12 protein-coding genes and 1 pseudogene are annotated in these 16,661 nt (G+C 71.9%); 6 read left to right on the forward strand and 7 right to left on the reverse strand.

The window, feature by feature from the left end; genetic code table 11:
- Positions 1–88: 88 nt before the first annotated feature.
- From ACQB60_RS07750 to ACQB60_RS07770, 5 genes are all read left to right on the forward strand, one after another.
- Complete coding sequence (locus ACQB60_RS07750) at positions 89–904, forward strand: DsbA family protein (protein ID WP_496925074.1); 816 nt, start codon at positions 89–91, stop codon at positions 902–904.
- A gap of 180 nt (positions 905–1,084) precedes the next feature.
- Positions 1,085–2,395, forward strand: coding sequence for a CynX/NimT family MFS transporter (locus ACQB60_RS07755; protein ID WP_496925075.1), 1,311 nt, complete (start codon positions 1,085–1,087; stop codon positions 2,393–2,395).
- A gap of 32 nt (positions 2,396–2,427) precedes the next feature.
- Entirely contained in the window at positions 2,428–2,865 is a 438-nt protein-coding gene (locus ACQB60_RS07760) for an effector-associated constant component EACC1 (RefSeq protein WP_496925076.1), read from the forward strand.
- Positions 2,862–4,820, forward strand: coding sequence for a caspase, EACC1-associated type (locus tag ACQB60_RS07765; protein ID WP_496925077.1), 1,959 nt, complete (start codon positions 2,862–2,864; stop codon positions 4,818–4,820). The genes ACQB60_RS07760 and ACQB60_RS07765 overlap by 4 nt, the downstream gene beginning before the upstream one ends.
- A gap of 63 nt (positions 4,821–4,883) precedes the next feature.
- A complete protein-coding gene (locus ACQB60_RS07770) occupies positions 4,884–6,053 on the forward strand; it encodes a hypothetical protein (RefSeq protein ID WP_496925078.1) in 1,170 nt (389 codons plus the stop codon).
- 10 nt (positions 6,054–6,063) lie between these two features.
- Here the strand turns inward: ACQB60_RS07770 and ACQB60_RS07775 are convergent, their stop codons facing one another.
- Positions 6,064–6,675, reverse strand: a complete 612-nt coding sequence (locus ACQB60_RS07775; protein WP_496925079.1) for a TetR/AcrR family transcriptional regulator — start codon at positions 6,673–6,675, stop codon at positions 6,064–6,066.
- Between the two features lie 100 nt (positions 6,676–6,775).
- On the opposite strand from ACQB60_RS07775, the gene ACQB60_RS07780 reads away from it, so the two are divergent.
- Positions 6,776–7,708: an oxygenase MpaB family protein gene (locus tag ACQB60_RS07780; protein ID WP_496925080.1), complete on the forward strand. Its 933-nt coding sequence runs from the start codon at positions 6,776–6,778 to the stop codon at positions 7,706–7,708.
- Between the two features lie 8 nt (positions 7,709–7,716).
- Here the strand turns inward: ACQB60_RS07780 and pulA are convergent.
- The 6 genes and pseudogenes from pulA to ACQB60_RS07810 form a co-directional block, all read right to left on the reverse strand.
- A pseudogene (gene pulA / locus ACQB60_RS07785) lies at positions 7,717–10,305 on the reverse strand (pullulanase-type alpha-1,6-glucosidase); the annotation flags it as partial.
- Between the two features lie 303 nt (positions 10,306–10,608).
- The gene (locus ACQB60_RS07790) at positions 10,609–11,697 is read right to left on the reverse strand and encodes a LacI family DNA-binding transcriptional regulator (protein ID WP_496925081.1); all 1,089 of its coding nucleotides are present in this window, start codon (positions 11,695–11,697) and stop codon (positions 10,609–10,611) included.
- Complete coding sequence (locus ACQB60_RS07795) at positions 11,685–13,340, reverse strand: glycoside hydrolase family 13 protein (protein WP_496925082.1); 1,656 nt, start codon at positions 13,338–13,340, stop codon at positions 11,685–11,687. The genes ACQB60_RS07790 and ACQB60_RS07795 overlap by 13 nt, the downstream gene beginning before the upstream one ends.
- A gap of 33 nt (positions 13,341–13,373) precedes the next feature.
- Positions 13,374–14,258, reverse strand: a complete 885-nt coding sequence (locus ACQB60_RS07800; RefSeq protein WP_496925083.1) for a sugar ABC transporter permease — start codon at positions 14,256–14,258, stop codon at positions 13,374–13,376.
- Positions 14,252–15,271: a carbohydrate ABC transporter permease gene (locus ACQB60_RS07805; RefSeq protein WP_496925084.1), complete on the reverse strand. Its 1,020-nt coding sequence runs from the start codon at positions 15,269–15,271 to the stop codon at positions 14,252–14,254. Before ACQB60_RS07805 ends, ACQB60_RS07800 begins: the two co-directional genes overlap by 7 nt.
- Complete coding sequence (locus ACQB60_RS07810) at positions 15,272–16,543, reverse strand: extracellular solute-binding protein (protein WP_496925085.1); 1,272 nt, start codon at positions 16,541–16,543, stop codon at positions 15,272–15,274.
- Positions 16,544–16,661: the final 118 nt, after the last annotated feature.

Here is a 16,661-nt window from a genome sequence, read left to right on the forward strand (position 1 = left end):
GGATCTCGCCCCCGCCCATGCCACCGAAAGGGTGTCCCGCCGGAGCCGCCTCGCGGGACGGGCCGCCGCCCGCACCGATCCTGCGGGGGTGAGAGACGACAGCTTGCAGGAACAGCAGACCGGCCGCGGTGCGTGGCTCGCGGCGGAGATGGCCCGGATCGACGCCCGGCAGCGACGGCGCCGCGTGTTTCTGGTCGCCGCCGGAGTGGCGGGCGCCCTGGGCCTCGGCCTGCTGACACTCGCGTACGGGGGCAAGGGCGGCGACGACACGGAGCAGGAGGCCGGGACGAGCGCGACACAGCAGATCTCGCCGCCCGGCGGCGCCGCGGGCAAGGACGGCTCACTCATCCCCGTCGGCAGCCCCAAGGCTCCCGCGACGCTCACGGTCTGGGAGGACTTCCGCTGCTCGCCCTGCGGGGACTTCAACAAGACGTACCGCAACGTCCTCCACGAGCTGGAGAACAGCGGCCAGTTGAAGACGGAGTACCACCTCACGTCCCGCACGGACGCGGGGCAGGAGGCCCGCGGGGCGCTGCGCGCCGCCAACGCCGCCGCGTGCGCCCAGGACGCCGGGCAGTTCACGCCGTACCACGACATCCTCTTCGCCAACCAGCCCGCCGAGGCCGCGGGCGCCGCCTACGACAATCCCCAACTCCTGCGCTTCGCGGGCATGGTGACCGGCCTGACCAACGACAAGTTCACCCGGTGCGTCAACGAGGGCGCGCACAACGGCTGGGTGACGAAGTCCAACGAGGCTCCCGCACATGGGAGTTCGGCCACCGGCCTGACCGTGCTGCTCAACGGGGAGCCGGTGCACCCCGCGCGGGCCGGTGAGCCGATGACGCCGGACAGCCTGCGGCAGTGGGTCACCGAGGCCGGCCGGCGGGCGGGCGGCGCGCACTGACGGCGCGCACGGCGACCCCGCCCCGCCTTACCCGGGCCCTTCGCACCCCTCATTTCCGTACCGCGCGGTCTAGTCTCGCAGATATCCCATAGATGGATCCGCGATCACGTCGCGGATCTCGGCCTAATCCAGCATCAGGCGGCCCGCGTCGCCCAAACATGGGATGTTACGTTGATGGGCATGCCTCAAAGTGCCAACCGATCCGCGCCCGCCGCGGGTGCCCCGCTGCTCGCGGCGGGTGTGCTGCTCATCGCCATGAACCTGCGTCCGGGCGTCGTCTCGGTCTCGCCGGAGCTGGACACGATCCGCCACGAGACCGGCCTGAGCTCCTCGCTCGCAGGTCTCCTCACGACGCTGCCGATCCTCTGCTTCGGCCTGCTCGCGCCGCTCGCCGCGCGGCTGGCCCGGCGCATCGGCATGACCCGGGCCCTCGGCGCGCTGATGCTGCTGCTCACCGCGGGCATATCCCTGCGCCTCGCGCCCGGCATGGTCGCGCTCTTCGCGGGCACGACGCTGCTCGGGGCGGCGATCGCGCTCTCCAACGTGCTGGTGCCGAGCGTGATCAAGCGGCACTTCCCGGAGCGGACCGGCCTGATGATGGGCCTCTACTCCGTCGCCCTGTTCTGCGGCGCGGCGCTCGCCGCCGGGGTCACCGTGCCGGTCGGGGACGCGCTCGGGCTCGGCTGGCGGGGCGCGATCGGCGTCTGGGCGGTCCTCGCGGCCCTGGCGTTCCTGCTCTGGCTGCCCCAACTGCGCCACGGGCGCGCGGAGGAGGCCCCGCTCCCTGCCGCCGCCCCGGCGGCCTCCGCTCCGGCGGCCGGGCGGCCGCCGCTGCGCCGCTCCCCGCTGGCCTGGCAGATCACCCTGCTCATGGGCCTGCAGTCGCTGGTGTACTACGCCTGCGCCGCGTGGATCCCGGCGCTGCTCACCGACAAGGGCATGGCGAGCGCCGAGGCGGGCTGGATGCTCTCCCTGATGAGCCTCGTCGGCATCACGGGCTCGCTGGCGTTCACGGCACTCGTCGGCCGCGTCCGCTCCCAAGTCCCCTTCGCCGTCTGCGGATCCACGCTGTTCGCCGCGTCGCTCGTCGGCCTGACGATCGCCCCGGTCGGCGGCGCGTACGCCTGGATGATCATGCAGGGCTTCGGCAGCGGGCTGCTCATCTCCACCGCGCTCGCCGTCATCGTGCTGCGCGCCCCGGACAGCGCGCGGGCCGCGGAGATGTCCGGCATGGCCCAGGGCGTGGGCTATCTCCTCGCCGCCGCGGGCCCGTTCCTGCTCGGCGCCCTGCACGACGCGACGGGCGGCTGGACGGTGCCGCTGGTGCTGCTCACGGTGCTGTGCGTGCCCATGGGGATCGCGGGGGTGGGCGCGGGGCGGGTCCGCCACCTCGACGGCGGACCGGCGGCGGGCGCCGGGGAGCCGTGCGCTTCCGGCACTCCGGACGCCGTAACTTCCGTACCCTCTGGGGGTGTTAGGCAAGTGCCGTGAGGGCAGGCGGCCATTGTCGAGGGGGATGCGTCATGTACGTACGACTGTCGGTGCACGGACCGGACCCCACCCAGCAGGCGCTGGAGTTCCGGTCGCTGTGCCGCTGGCTGACCGACGACGGCGGACTGCGCGGCACGGGGATCACGGTCAAGGAAGTCGGCGACGAACCCGCGCCCGGAGAAATGGGCGGCACCTTCGAAGTGCTGCGCCTGCTGGCGGAGCACGGGCCGAACTGGGGCGCGCTGGCCGTCGCCGTCGTCTCCTGGCGGGACGCGCGGGCGGCGCGCGGAGCGCTCCGGGTCGCCCGCGAGGACTCCGACACCGACAGCGTCACCCTCACCGCCGCCGACCTGCGCGACCCGGACGCCCTGCGCCGCGCGCTCGAACGCCTCGAAGAGCTCGCCCGGGAAGAGCGGGCGGGGCGGGAGCGGCGGGAAGGGGAGGACACGCCCCCGGAGGGGGACGCGTGAGCGCCTCGGACGAGGAGCGCCTGCGCCGCGCGAAGGCGTCCGCCTGCGTCCTCATCGGCGTCGACGCGTACAACCACCTGCCCGGGCTCCCCGCCGTGCAGAAGAACGTGGCCAGGCTGAGCGAGCTGCTCGCGGACACCGACATCTGGGGAGTGCCGCAGGCGCAGATCACGCCGGTCCGGAACCCGGAGTCCTCCGGCGCCGTGATCGACGCGATCCTGGCGGCGGCCGAGCAGGCCACCGACACGCTGCTCGTCTACTACGCCGGTCACGGGCTGCTCGACATCCGCAGCGACCAGCTGTACCTCGCGCTTCCCGGCTCGCAGCGCGGCCGCCGGGAGAAGGCGCTGCAGTACGACACGCTGCGGACGTACATCGAGGAGCAGAAGCACTCCGTGAAGCGCCGGATCATCGTGCTCGACTGCTGCTACAGCGGCCAGGCGGCGAACGGCACGACGCTGGCGGCCGACAGCGACGCCCCCGAGGAGAGCCTCATCGCCATCGAGGGCTCCTACATCCTCACGTCGACGGGCAGCGACCTCAAGGCCCAGGCCGAGGGCGAGGGCGGCTTCACGGCGTTCTCCGGCGAGCTGATCCGCCTCCTGGAGCGGGGCGACCCCCGGCACCCGGACCGCGGGCACCTCTCGCTCGACCAGATCCACCACACGCTGCGGCGCTCCCTCACCCGGAAGAAGTTCCCCGAGCCCAGGTGCCACGACGACGGCAGCATCGGTGAACTGGCCTTCGTACGCAACAACTTGGCGCCGCCCGTGCCCGACCCCGAGCCGGCGCACCGGCGCTGGACCCGGCGCCGGCTGACCGCGTGGGCCGCCGTGGTCGCCGCGGCGGGCGCCGCCGCCGGAGTGGGCGGCACCCTCCTGCTGGCCGACGAGGGCACGCACGACGACAAGCCGCGCGCGGCCGCCCCCGCCGCCATCCCCGGCCCCTGCGGCAAGGGCGGCCGCGCCACGCTGCTCGACGTCTCCGACCGGCTGGACCAGACCGCGTACCAGGGAAAGCAGATCGACGGCCTCTCCGCCCTCGCGCTCACCACGCTGCAGGGCGGCGTGCAGCAGGCGCTCGCGGTCCGCGACGACCAGCCCGCCGAGCTGTACCGCATCTCCCTGGGCACCCCCTACGACCTGCGGCCCGAGGTCGAGGACGTGCAGGGGCTCTACCACTCCGACCACAGCAGGTTCCCCACGTTCGACGCCGAGGGCCTGGTCGTCGAGAAGGGCGGCGACACGGCGCTCGTCAGCACCGAACTCGGCCCCGACATCCGCCGGTTCCGCCTCGACAACGGCCGGCAGGTCGGCGCCGGCCTCCCCGTCCCCGAGGAGTTCCGGCCGCCCGACCAGGGCGGCGAGGCCGACCACACCCGCAGCCTGGAGTCCCTCACGGCCACCCCCGACGGCAGGCACCTGTTCGCGGGCATGGAGGGGCCGCTGCTCCGGGACGACGACCTGCACGGCCGCCACCAGCTGCGCATCGAGCGCTACCAGGGGGCGCCTGGCGGCGCCTACGCCAAGGACTGGCAGTACGCGTACCAGACCGAGGAGGGCCTGTACCTGAGCGAGCTCGTGGCCCTCGACAAGGACCATCTGCTGGCCCTGGAGCGCGGCTACATCAGCCAGCTCGGCAACGGCATCCACGTCTACGAGGTGGACCTCACCAAGGCCGAGGACGTGAGCCGCGACGACGCGCTCGACCGGGACGCCACGGACGCCCTCGTCCCCAAGAAGCTCCTGTTCAACCTCGGCACCTGCCCCTCGCGCGGGGTCCACTCGGACGAGATCCAGCCCAATCCGGTCCTCACCAACGTCGAGGGCATGGCCCTCGGCCCGAAGCTGTCCGGCGTGTACGCGGGGCGGCGCGCCCTCTATCTGATCGCCGACAACAACGCCCGCCCCGCACAGTCCACCCGTGTCTACTCCCTGGCCGTGCGGCTCGGCTGACCAGCCCGGATAAGCTGCTGGGTGGATCATTTGTCCCCCACCCCCGACCCAGGAGAGACCCCGGTGACCGTAGCGATCGACCCGTCCGAAGAAGCCGTCACAGCCGTGGAGCCGGCCCAGGAAGCCAAGGACGCCCCGGAGGTGGAGCTTCCCGCGCAGGAGAGCGGCGTGCACGAGACCGTCGCGCGGGACGCCCGGGACTTCGGGGCGTACGCCCGTACCGGCGGGTGGGCCTTCGGGCTGAAGGTGGCGCGGAGCGTGCGGCCCGGCGGGGAGGCCGCGGGGGCGTCGGACAAGGTGTCGGCGAAGGAGTTCAGCGAGCTCGCCGGGTGTTCCGCCGAGCGCGTGATGCGCTACTACAAGGCGTGGGACCGGGCCGCCGACGACGGCCTCGTGCCGCACTTCGAGGCGCTCGCGCCGGGCCAGGACGTCGAACTGCCCGACGCCGACGTGTGGTTGACGTACTACGTCTCGCGGTCCAGCGCCTCCTCCGTGCGCGGCACCGCCATCAGCGCCGCCGCCGAGGCCGAGGGCATCAAGCCCACCAAGGCCCTGGAGGTCGCGGAGAACCCGACCGCGCTGCGGGCCGCGATCCTCGCCGACCCCTCCACCGCGCAGGCCGCCCGGCACGCCCTCCTCGACCGCCTCAAGGAGGACCCGGAGCTGCAGACGGAGCTGGCCCGCGACATCGCCCGCACCGACGAGCTGAAGAAGGCCGTCGCCAGCGAGTCCCGCGCCGCCGACCGCATCGGCTACGTGCGCCAGATCGCCGAGACCGGCGAGTTCAAGTCCCCCGCCGGGCAGACCCTCGACGCGCCCGCCGAGCTGCGCGCCGAGGCCGAGCGGCACCTCTCCCTCATCGACGAGCTGGACGACGACGAGGACGCGGGCGAGTGGGCCGGAGAGGCGTACGACACCATCAAGGGCCTGGTCGTCGAGACCGTCGAGACCGATCCCGAACTGCGCGTCCAGGAGCGGCGGACGAAGTTCTACAGCAGCCTGCAGAAGGCGACGAAGGTCTTCGAGGAGCTCACCTTCGACGACGCCGAGATGGATGACATCTACGAGGACGACATGCTGCAGCGCCTGGAGGAGCTCCAGGCCGCCCTCAGCACGTGCATCACCGCCCTGCGGCGGGCGTCGGAGCCTGCCGCCCCGGCGGCTCCCGTGACCTTCGACGACGACCCGGCCACCGTCGTCAACGCCGTCGTCGACGCCATCGGGACCGAGTGAGGCAACTCCCCTACTGCGTGGCCCTGTTGGCCGACACCACCAGGGCCACGCAGTGGTCGGTCAGGCGCCGCCGGTCGACCGCGAGGGTGCCGTCGAGGTGGGCGATGAACAGGTTCGTGAGCGCGCCCACCAGGCCGAGGGCCGCCATGTGGCGCTCGGCCGGGTCCGTGACCGCCGAGAGCTGGTCGTGGACCAGCGCGACGAAGGCGGGGACCAGCGCCAGGCCCTGGCCGCCGAGCACCGGCTCCCGCAGGGGGGCAAGGAGCAGGACCCTGGCCGTCTCCGGTGTCTCCACGAGGAGGTCGACGAACGCCTCCACGGCCGCGCGGGCCACCTTCTCCGGATCCGCGGCGCCCTCCCCGCCGTGCGCGTCGCGCACCGCCCCCGCCAGGACCTCGTGGGCGACCGCGCCCACGTGCGCGTACACCTCCCGCACGAACGCGTCCCGGTCGCCGAAGCTCTCGTAGAAATAGCGCTCGGTGAGCCGCGCCCTGCGGCAGGCCGCCCGCACCGTCACGCCCGGCCGCCCGGGGGCGCCCAGCAGGGCGACGCCCGCCGCGAGCAGGTCGGCGCGCCGGGTCCGGCGCCGCGCGTCGAGCAACTCCCCTTCCGGTCCGCTCACTTGACACCTCCTGGGGGTCTTCTTAGCGTGACAACGCACGTTGTCAGTACCACATCTTGACCGGCCGTACGCGGCGTACGGCGTGACGGGAGCTGACGCGATGACGGACGACCTCCTCGGACCCTCCTCTCTGACCTGGAAGTACTTCGGGGACTGGCGCGGGATCCTGCAGGCGCTGTGGGCGGGTTCGATGCAGAACATGCACCCCAAGCTCGGTGCCGCCGTCGAGCAGCACTCGGACTTCTTCAGCGAGCGCTGGGAGCGGCTGTACCGCTCGCTCTACCCCATCGGCGGCGTCGTCTTCGACGGCGAGCACGCCGAGCGGACGGCGCGCGAAGTGCGCGACTACCACCGGGAGATCAAGGGCGTCGACGACCGGGGGCGGCGCTACCACGCGCTGGATCCGGACGTCTTCTACTGGGCGCACGCGACCTTCTTCTACGGCACGGTCCTCACCGCCGAGCACTTCTGCGGCGGCATCACCGAGGAGGAGAAGCGCTGGCTCTTCGCGGAGCACCGGGCGTGGTACGCGCGGTACGGGGTGAGCATGCGGCCGGTGCCGGAGACGTGGGAGGACTTCCAGGCGTACTGGGACGACATGTGCCGTCGCGTCCTGGAGGACAACAAGGCCACGCGCGACGTCCTCGACATCGCCCGGCTCGACCGGCCGCCGTCGGCTTGCTGGTTGCCGATGCCGTTGTGGCGGCTGGTGCGGGGGCCCGTCGGGCGCGGCTTCCTCTGGCTGACCGTGGGGCTCTACGACGAGGCGGTGCGCGAGCGCCTCGGGTACGCGTGGTCGCGGCGGGACGCGCGGCTGCACCGGCTGGTGGGGCGGGCGGTGGGCGGGGTGTTCCGGCTGGTGCCGCCTCGCCTGCGCAAGCATCCGCGGGCCCGGGACGGGCTCGACCGGGTGCGGGGGCGGGTGCCCGCGAGCGCGCCGCTGCTCCACACCCCCGTACGGAATCTGCCGCCGCCCTCGGAGCGGGGCAAGGCGATGCACTACTGCCCGGTGCATGCGGAGCGGCGGGCCTAGGCACCCGGTCAGCGGCTGAACACCGCGACCGTGCGCGCGGGCACCGTGAACGTTCCCGAACTCCGCTCGTACGAGGACGACTTGACCACCGGGTCGGAGCCCTTCGCCTGCGCCCGGTGCAGCGCGTACCGCGCGCCCTTGACGGCGTCGACCGTCTGGGACTGGCTTCGCGGTGTCGCGTTGAAGACGACGACGAGGTGGCCCAGGCGCATAGTGACCACGCCCGGGGTCTCGGCGGGCGTGCCGGAGAGCGGGAACGACAGCTCGGACTGGACCTGGGCGGCGGTCGCAAGGGAGAACGCCGGGTCCGTGGCCCGCAGTCGCGTCAGGTCCTGGTAGGCAGCCGACGCGGCGTTGATCTCCGTGCAGCCGGGGGTGAGGTGCGGGGAGGTCAACAGGGGCTTCGCATAAGGCCACTTGTCCTTGTTGTCGGCGGCCATGGGCAGTCCGCGGCCGAAGCCGTTGCCGTCCCGGCAGTCCCAGTGGATGGCGTTGAACCAGTCGCCGCTGTCGAAGGAGTTGCGGTCGAGGGACTTGGAGCGCAGCAGGTCCGTGCCCGCCTGGGAGAGGGACGGGCCCTGGGAGAGCGTCGCCGTCGCCATCGCGAGGACCTGCATGCGGGCCCGTTCGGCGGGGGTCCTGGCCGGGGGCAGCCTGTAGGCGAGGGCGTCGTAGAGGGTCTCGTTGTCGTGCGCGTCGGCGTAGGCGAGGGCGTCGCCGGGGGCCTTCGCGTATCCGGCGGGGGCGCCGTTGTAGTCGACGTCCGCTCCGGTGACGCGGCGGCCGGACGAGTCCGTGAAGGCGTAGTCCGCCAGGTTGCCGGTCAGGCCCACCTTGAGCAGGTCCTGGTAGTGGAGGAGGCGGGCCTTCTGCTCGGCCGGAGTGCCGTTCGCCTTCGAAGAGTTGGGGTCGGTGGCCAGGCCGGTCGCGAAGCCCTGGACGCCGGGGTCCGCGTCGAAGGGGGAGCCGCCGCGCACCGCGTCACGCGCCCGGTCGGAGAAGGTCGCGACGCCGGTGCCCGCCATGTGGCGCTGGGTCGCCTGCACGAAGCGGGCGTCGTCCGCGATCTCGCCGAAGTTCCAGCCCTCCCCGTAGAGGATGATCTTCTTGCCGTCGACGCCGTCCTGCTCCGGGGTGAGCGCGTCGAGGGCCTCGCGGACCGCGAGGATGTTGGCCTTGGGGTGGTGGCCCATCAGGTCGAAGCGGAATCCGTCGACCTTGTACTCCTTGGCCCAGGTGACGATCGAGTCGACGACGAGCTTGCCCATCATGGCGTTCTCGGGCGCCGTGTTCGCGCAGCAGGTGGAGGTGGCGACCGTGCCGTCGGCGAGGAGCCGCTGGTAGTAGCCGGGCACGATCCTGTCGAGGACGGAGCGGTCGGCCTGGCCGCTCGCGGCGGTGTGGTTGTAGACGACGTCCATCACGGTGCGCAGGCCCGCCCGGTTCAGGCCCTGCACCATCCGCCGGAACTCGACGGTGCGGCGCGGTCCTTCGGGGTCGACTGCGTAGCCGCCCTCGGGGACGGTGTAGTGCAGCGGGTCGTAGCCCCAGTTGTAGGCGTCATCGGCCGCCGTCTTCGCCACGCACTTCTGCTGCTCCTCCGAGTCCGGGGGCAGGGCCGCCAAGTCGCAGTCGGGGGCGGCCTGTCCGGCGGCGCGCTCGGGGACCGTGCTGAAGTCGAAGGCGGGCAGGAGGTGCACGTACGAGGTGCCGGAGCGCGCCAGCGCACGGAGGTGCTTCATGCCGTCGGAGCGGCTGTCCGTGAACGCCAGGTACTTTCCCGGGTGGTGGGAGGTGCGGTCCTCGATCGAGAAGTCGCGGACGTGCAGCTCCTGGATCTGCGCGTCGCGCAGCGGGGTCGCCCGTGGCTTCTTCAGGCGGGCCCAGCCGGCGGGGGCCAGCTTCGGGTCGCGGAGGTCGACGAGGAGGCTGCGGGCCGAGTCGGCGGTGAGGGCCGTGGAGTAGGGGTCGGTGACCTTGTTGGTGACGATCTTCTGGACGCTGGGCGCCCACACCTTCACGACGTACCGGTACGGCTTGCCCGCCCAGGAGGCGTGGCCCCGCACGGACCAGACGCCGCTCGCGCCGTCGCGCCGCATCGGGACGCGCTCGCCGTCGAGTTCGAGGGCGACGGACTGCGCCGTGGGGGCCCAGACCGAGAGCGAGGGGCGGTCGGCGTCGCGGAAGTCCGGGCCGAGGGCGGCACGGGTCGCGGCGGGCGCGTACAGGTCGTCGAGCACGCCCTGGGTCTGGACTCCGGTGGCGGTGAGCGGGGTGCCGTCGGCGGCGCGGCGGACGGCGACGAGCTGGCCGGTGAGGGCCTCGCGGACCCGGTCGCGGTCCTTCGGGTCGACGGAGTAGGCCGCGTAGTCCTTGAGGTGCGGGTACTGCGCCCGCTGGGCGGCGGTGAGTCCGCCGGGGACGGGAGTGAGCCCGATGCGCCGCCCCTCGCCGGTGAGTTCGCCGTCCTTGAGCGCGAGGCTGCCGTCCGCCGAGTACCTCAACTCCTGGGTGGCGACGGCGCCTTGGGCGTCCCAGGCGACGGTGTCGCGGTCGATCCACTGGGCCCGCGCCTTGGTCAGGTCGAGGGGGGCGGGGGCCGCGGCGGCGCTCGCCGCGGGCGGGGCCTCGGCGGCGGCCGGGGAGGCGAGGGGCGCCGCGGCGGCGAGTACGGCGAGGGCGATGGTCGCCGCGGTGCGGCGGGGCGTTCTGGTCACGGGGGCTCTCCTTGCGGCGAGGGTGCGGTGCGGTATCGCTCTCGATCAATCGCAAGCTCTTACGCAAGACCTTGCGGCGGTGTTACCTTCAACCACGCTCCGGTCCGGACGGCCGGGGGACCCGTCCAACGGGCCCCACGCGCCCGGCCGTCCGGACCGGAGTTCAGCTCGACTCGGCTCGCTTCAGCCGCGCGCCTGCGCCGTGGAGCCGCGCACCACCAGCTCCGGCTGGAAGACGAACTCCGTGTGCTGCACGGGGTTTCCGTGCATCTCCTCCAGCAGGGCGCCCACCGCGGCGGTGGCCATCGCCTGGACGGGCTGGCGCACGGTGGTGAGCGGCGGGTCGGTGAACGCGATCAGCGGGGAGTCGTCGAAGCCGACGACGGAGACGTCACCGGGCACGCTCAGCCCGCGCCCGCGCGCCGCGCGCACCGCTCCGAGCGCCATCATGTCGCTGCCGCACACCATCGCCGTGCACCCCTGGTCGAGGAGCGCCCCGGCCGCCGCCTGGCCGCCCTCGACGGTGAACAGGGTGCGCTGCACGCGCAGTTCGGCCTCCCCCTGTGCCAGGCCGAGCATGCTGTGCAGCGCCGCCGTGAACCCCTCGGCCTTGCGCCGCGAGGGGACGTAGCGGGTGGGGCCGATGGCCAGCCCGATGTGTTCGTGGCCCAGGTCGACGAGGTGGCGCACCGCCATCCGTGCGGCCGCCCGGTCGTCGGGCGAGACGAAGGACACCGGGATGTGTTCGTTGTAGCCGTTGATGAGGACGAACGGCACGCCCCGGCCCGCGAGTTCGAGGTAGCGGGTGGGGTCGGCGGTGGTGTCGGCGTGCAGCCCGGACAGGAAGACGATGCCGCTGACGCTGCGCTCCTCCAGCTGCTCCACCAGCTCGTCCTCGGTGGCCCCGCCCGGCATCTGCGTGCACAGCATCGGCGTGTAGCCGTGCCCGGCGAGGACCTGCTCGATGACCTGCGCGAAGGCGGGGAAGATCGGGTTGCTGAGCTCGGGCACGACCAGGCCGACCAGGCCCGCGCTGCGCCGCTTCAGGCGCAGCGGCCGCTCGTAGCCGAGGACGTCCAGGGCGGCCAGGACCCGCTGCCGGGTCGTGGTGGCCACGCCCGGCTTGCCGTTGAGGACCCGGCTCGCGGTGGCCTCGCTCACCCCGGCCTGGGCGGCGATGTCCGCGAGCCGGGGCGCACTGCGCTCCCCCGGTGCCGCACCGCGCTCCCCCGGCTCGCCCGTCCGCGGCAGGGAGACGGTCACACCGCCCACCAGACGGTGGAGTCGGCCCCGAGGAGGGCCTGGTCGCCCTCGACCGCCACCTCGCCCGCCGTCAGCAGGACCCGCCCCGGTACGGGGACACCGACCGCCGCACCCGTCGTGTTGGCGGTGCACGCGAAGCCGCCCTCGCGCCGGAAGGCCAGCACGCCGTCGGGGGCGTCGAGCCACTCCAGCGCGTCGCCCGCGCCGAGACCGGGCTGTTCGCGGCGCACCGCGAGCGCGCTGCGGTACAGCTCCAGGGTCGAGTCCGGGTCGCCGGTCTGGGTGCGCACGCTCAGCTCGCCCCAGTTCGGCGGCTGGGGAAGCCAGCTGCCGCCCGTACCGAATCCGAAGCTGGGTCCTTCGGGGGTCCACGGGAGGGGCACCCGGCAGCCGTCGCGGAAGCCGTCCTGCCCCTGGGCGCGGGTGAACGACGGGTCCTGGCGCACCTCGTCGGGCAGGTCCGTGACGTCGGGCAGGCCGAGCTCCTCGCCCTGGTAGAGGTAGGCGGAGCCGGGCAGGGCCAGCATCAGGAGGGTCGCCGCACGGGCCCGGCGCAGGCCGAGCTCGCGGTCGCCGGGGGTGCGCAGCTGGGTGCCGAGTCCGGGCGGGTTGGCGAAGCGGGTGGCGTGCCGGGTGACGTCGTGGTTGGAGAGCACCCAGGTGGCGGGGGCGCCGACGGGGCGCATCGCGGTGAGCGAGGCGTCGATGACCTCGCGCAGCTCGGCGGCGTCCCAATGGGTGCCCAGGTACTGGAAGTTGAAGGCTTGGTGCATCTCGTCGGGGCGGACGTAGTGCGCGGTGCGCTCGACGGTGGGCGTCCATGCCTCGGCGACGAGCACCTTGTCCCCCGCGTACTCGGCGAGGACCGTGCGCCAGCTCCGGTAGATCGCGTGCACGCCGTCCTGGTCGAAGAACGGCATGACCGCGTTGCCGAGCAGCTGCAGCTGGTCGTGGTGGCCGATGTCGGGCAGGCCCTCGGCCTTGACGAGTCCGTGGGCGACGTCGACGCGGAAGCCGTCGACGCCGAGGTCCAGCCAGAAGCGCAGGATGGAGCGGAACTCGTCGTGGACGGCGGGGTGTTCCCAGTTGAAGTCGGGCTGTTCGGGCGCGAAGAGGTGCAGGTACCACTCGCCGTCGTCGACCCTCGTCCAGGCGGGGCCGCCGAAGATGGACTCCCAGTCGTTGGGCGGGAGTTCGCCGTGTGCGCCCTTTCCGGGGCGGAAGTGGTAGCGCTCGCGCAGCGGCGAGCCGGGGCCCTGGGCCAGGGCGCGCCGGAACCAGTCGTGCTGGTCGGAGGAGTGGTTGGGCACCAGGTCCACGATGATGCGCAGGCCCAGGTCGTGGGCGTCGCGGATGACCTCGTCGGCGTCGAGGAGGGTGCCGTAGGTCGGGTCGATGGCGCGGTAGTCGGCGACGTCGTAGCCGCCGTCGGCCTGCGGGGACGCGTAGAACGGGCTGAGCCAGACGGCGTCGACGCCCAGGTCGCGCAGGTAGGGCAGGCGGGAGCGGATGCCTTGCAGGTCGCCCGTGCCGTCGCCGTTGCCGTCGGCGAAGCTGCGCGGATAGACCTGGTAGATCACCGCGCCGCGCCACCAGTCCGTGCGGGTGCCGCCTGCGGTGGTGGTGGCGGAGGCGGCGAGATGCTGGGTCATGTCTTCCCTGGGGTGGTGAAAGGGGCGGGGAGGTCAGGACTTCGTCGCGCCGGCGGTCAGGCCGGAGACGAGGTGACGCTGGACGAAGCCGAAGACGACGGCGGCGGGCACCGCGACGATCACGGCGGCCGCCGTCAACGAGCCCCAGTCGCTGGTGTATTGGTTGACGAAGGTCTGCAGTCCGCCGGCGAGCGTGAGGTTCTCCTCGCCGGTCAGGAAGGCGGAGGCGTACGCGACCTCGGCCCAGCCGGTGATGAAGGTGTAGAAGCCGGTCACGGCGAGGCCGGGCTTGGCGAGCGGCACGATGAGCCGCCAGAAGGTGCCGAACGGGTTGAGCCCGTCCACCCGGCCCGCCTCGTCGATCTCCACCGGGATGGTGTCGAAGTAGCCCTTCATCATCCAGGCGCTGAACGGCACGGCGATCGTCAGATACGTGAGGACGAGGCCGACCGGCTGGTTCAGCAGACCGAGGCTCCCGAGGAGGTTGTACAGCGGCACGATGAGCACCGCGACGGGGAACATCTGCGTGATGAGCAGCAGCCACATCAGCGGCCGCATGCCGGGGAACTTGAAGCGGCTCACCGCGTACCCGGTGGTCGCCGAGATGAGCACGCCGACGACCGTGGTCAGTCCGACGACGAGCAGTGAATTGCCCACCCAGTCGAGGAACTTGGTGTCGTTGACGACGTGGTCGTAGTTGCCGAGCGTGAAGTCCTTCACCAGGTCGGTGGAGAACGCCTCGCTCTGCGGCTTGAACGAGGTGACGAGCAGCCACAGCGGCGGCAGCACCGCGACGGCGCTGGCGAGGAACAGGGTCACGTGCAGGGCGACGGAGGCGAGCGGCCCGCGCTCGCCGCGCGGCCTGACCTTCTGCTTCTTCACGGTCTCTGAGGTCGTCGAGGTCACGGTGGTCACCACACCTCTCCTTGCTTGCGGAGCGCGCGGCGGTAGGCCACCGCGATGAGCGAGAGGAGCAGCAGGATGAGCACGCCCCAGGCGGCCGAGCCCGCGAAGTCGCGGGGGCTGACGACGAACGAGAGCCGGTAGGCGTACGTCACCAGGATCTCCGTCGCGTCACCGGGTCCGCCCCTGGTCAGGAGGTAGATGACCGGGAACATGTTGAAGGTCCAGATGCCGCTGATGAGGATGACGGTGCTGCTCACGGTGCGCAGCCCCGGCAGGGTGATGTGCCGGAAGCGCTGCCAGGCGTTCGCGCCGTCCATCTCGGCGGCCTCGTACAGCTCGCCCGGGATGGACTGGAGTCCGCCGAGCATGGCGACGAGCATGAAGGGGACGCCCAGCCAGACGTTGACGGTGATCACCGAGATCTTCGCCCAGGTCGGGTCGTTGAGCCACGGGACCGCGTCGATGCCGCCGCCGGCGAGGATCTTGTTGAGCAGGCCGCTCTTCTCGTTGAAGAGCAGCCGCCAGGTGAAGACGGAGACGAAGGCGGGCACGGCCCACGGCAGGATGAGCGCCATCCGGTACAGGGAGCGCCCGGCCAGCTTGCGGTTGAGCATGTTCGCGAGGATCAGGCCGAGCGTGAAGGACAGCGCCACACAGGAGACCGTCCAGACGACAGTCCAGGTGAGGCGGTCCCAGAAGACGCTGTCGGAGAGGATCGACTGGTAGTTGTCGAGGCCGACCGACTTGTACGTCGCCGGGATGTCGTTGACGCCGATGTGCCGCTCGACGTTGGCCTCGTTGGCGTCGGTCGTCGACAGGTAGGCGCCGCGCACCAGCGGGTAGCCGATGATGACGCCGATGACGATCACCACGGGGGCGACCATGCTCCACGCGTACCAGTGGGTCGAAAGGGCCCTGCGCAGCCGCCCCGGAGGGTTCTTGCTCTTGCCGGTCGGGAGGCCGCGGCCGCGGACGCTGCGCGCGTCCGCGGCCTTGGCCACCGACTGGCCGGTGTCGGCCGTCATCTACTTGTAGTCCTTGAGGAGCTTGCGGTACGCGTCGCCGACGCCCTGCGCGGCGCTGTCCGGGGAGGTCTTGCCGGTGAGGACCTTGCCCATCTCCAGGCGGATCGGCTCGAAGAGGGAGTTGGCCTCGGGGATCCACGGCCGCTGCACGGACTTGTCGACGGCGGGCTTGAAGAACTGCACCATCTGGTTGCCCTTGACGGACTTCACGTCGTAGACGGAGGTGCGGGTCGGCAGCAGGCTGAGCTTCTCGGTGGTCTGCTGCTGGACCTTGGCGGAGCTCATGTACTTGATGAACTCGTAGGAGGCGTCGAGGTTCTTGGAGCCCGCGTAGGCGGAGAGGTTCCAGCCGCCCTGCGGGGACGCCTGGCGCGCGCTGCCCGCCGGGACCGGGGCGACGCCGAGGTTGCCCTTGTCGTTCTTGAACTGCTTGCCCTGCAGGGCGCCTTCGATGGACCAGGGGCCGTCGATCGCCATCGCGACGTCGCCGCTCTTGAAGGCGTTGAGCTGGTTGTTGTAGCCGTCGCTCGCGTCGGTGGTGGCGGCCTTGGAGTCGACGAGGTCCTTCATGACCTTGAAGGCGGCGGCGCCGGGGGCGTCGTCGACGGTGACCTTCTTGTTCTTGGTGTCGAGGAGGTCGCCGCCCTCTCCGTAGAGATACGGGAGGTAGTAGTACGGGTCGTCGCCGCGCAGGTAGAGACCGGTCTTGCCGGACTTCGACTTGATCTTCTTCGCGGCGGTCTTCACCTCGTCGAAGGTGGTGGGGACCTTGACCCCGGCGTCCTTCAGCATCTTCTTGTTGTAGAAGAGCGCGAGGGAGTCGATGGTCTGGGGCGCCGCGTACGTCTTGCCCTTGAACTTGGTGCTCGCGACGGCCTGCCCCAGGTAGTCGTCGGGCTTGTCGAGGGCGGGCGTGCCGTCGAGCGGGGCGAGGTAGCCGAGGTTGGCGAAGTCGGCGACCCAGGCGACCTCGGTGCGCATCACGTCGGGGGCGCCGGAGTTGCCGCCCGCGGCGTTCTTGAACTTGGCGTTGGCCTCGCCGAACGCGACGTTCACATAGTTGACCTTGACGCCGGGGTGGAGCTCCTCGAAGCCCTTGGCGAGCTTCTGGTACGTGCCCTTCTCGGCGTCGTTCGAGGTGTCCCAGAAGGTGACAGTGCCGGACAGTTTGCCCGAGCCGTTGCTGCCGCTGTCCCCGTCGTCTCCACCGCACGCCGCCGCCGTCAGGGCCAGGGCGGCGACCAGTGCGGTGGCCGCTATGCCACGCCGCATGTGAACTCCTTCAACTGATCCCGGAACAAGGGGAGGCCGGGTTGCCAGGGAACGTAACAGGATTGAAAAGCGGCCGAAAGACCTTGCGGGAAATTTCTGCAAGAGGTGCAGCCGATCG

The sequence above is a fragment of the Streptomyces odontotermitis genome, assembly GCF_050510915.1.
Classification (GTDB): Bacteria; Actinomycetota; Actinomycetes; order Streptomycetales; family Streptomycetaceae; genus Streptomyces.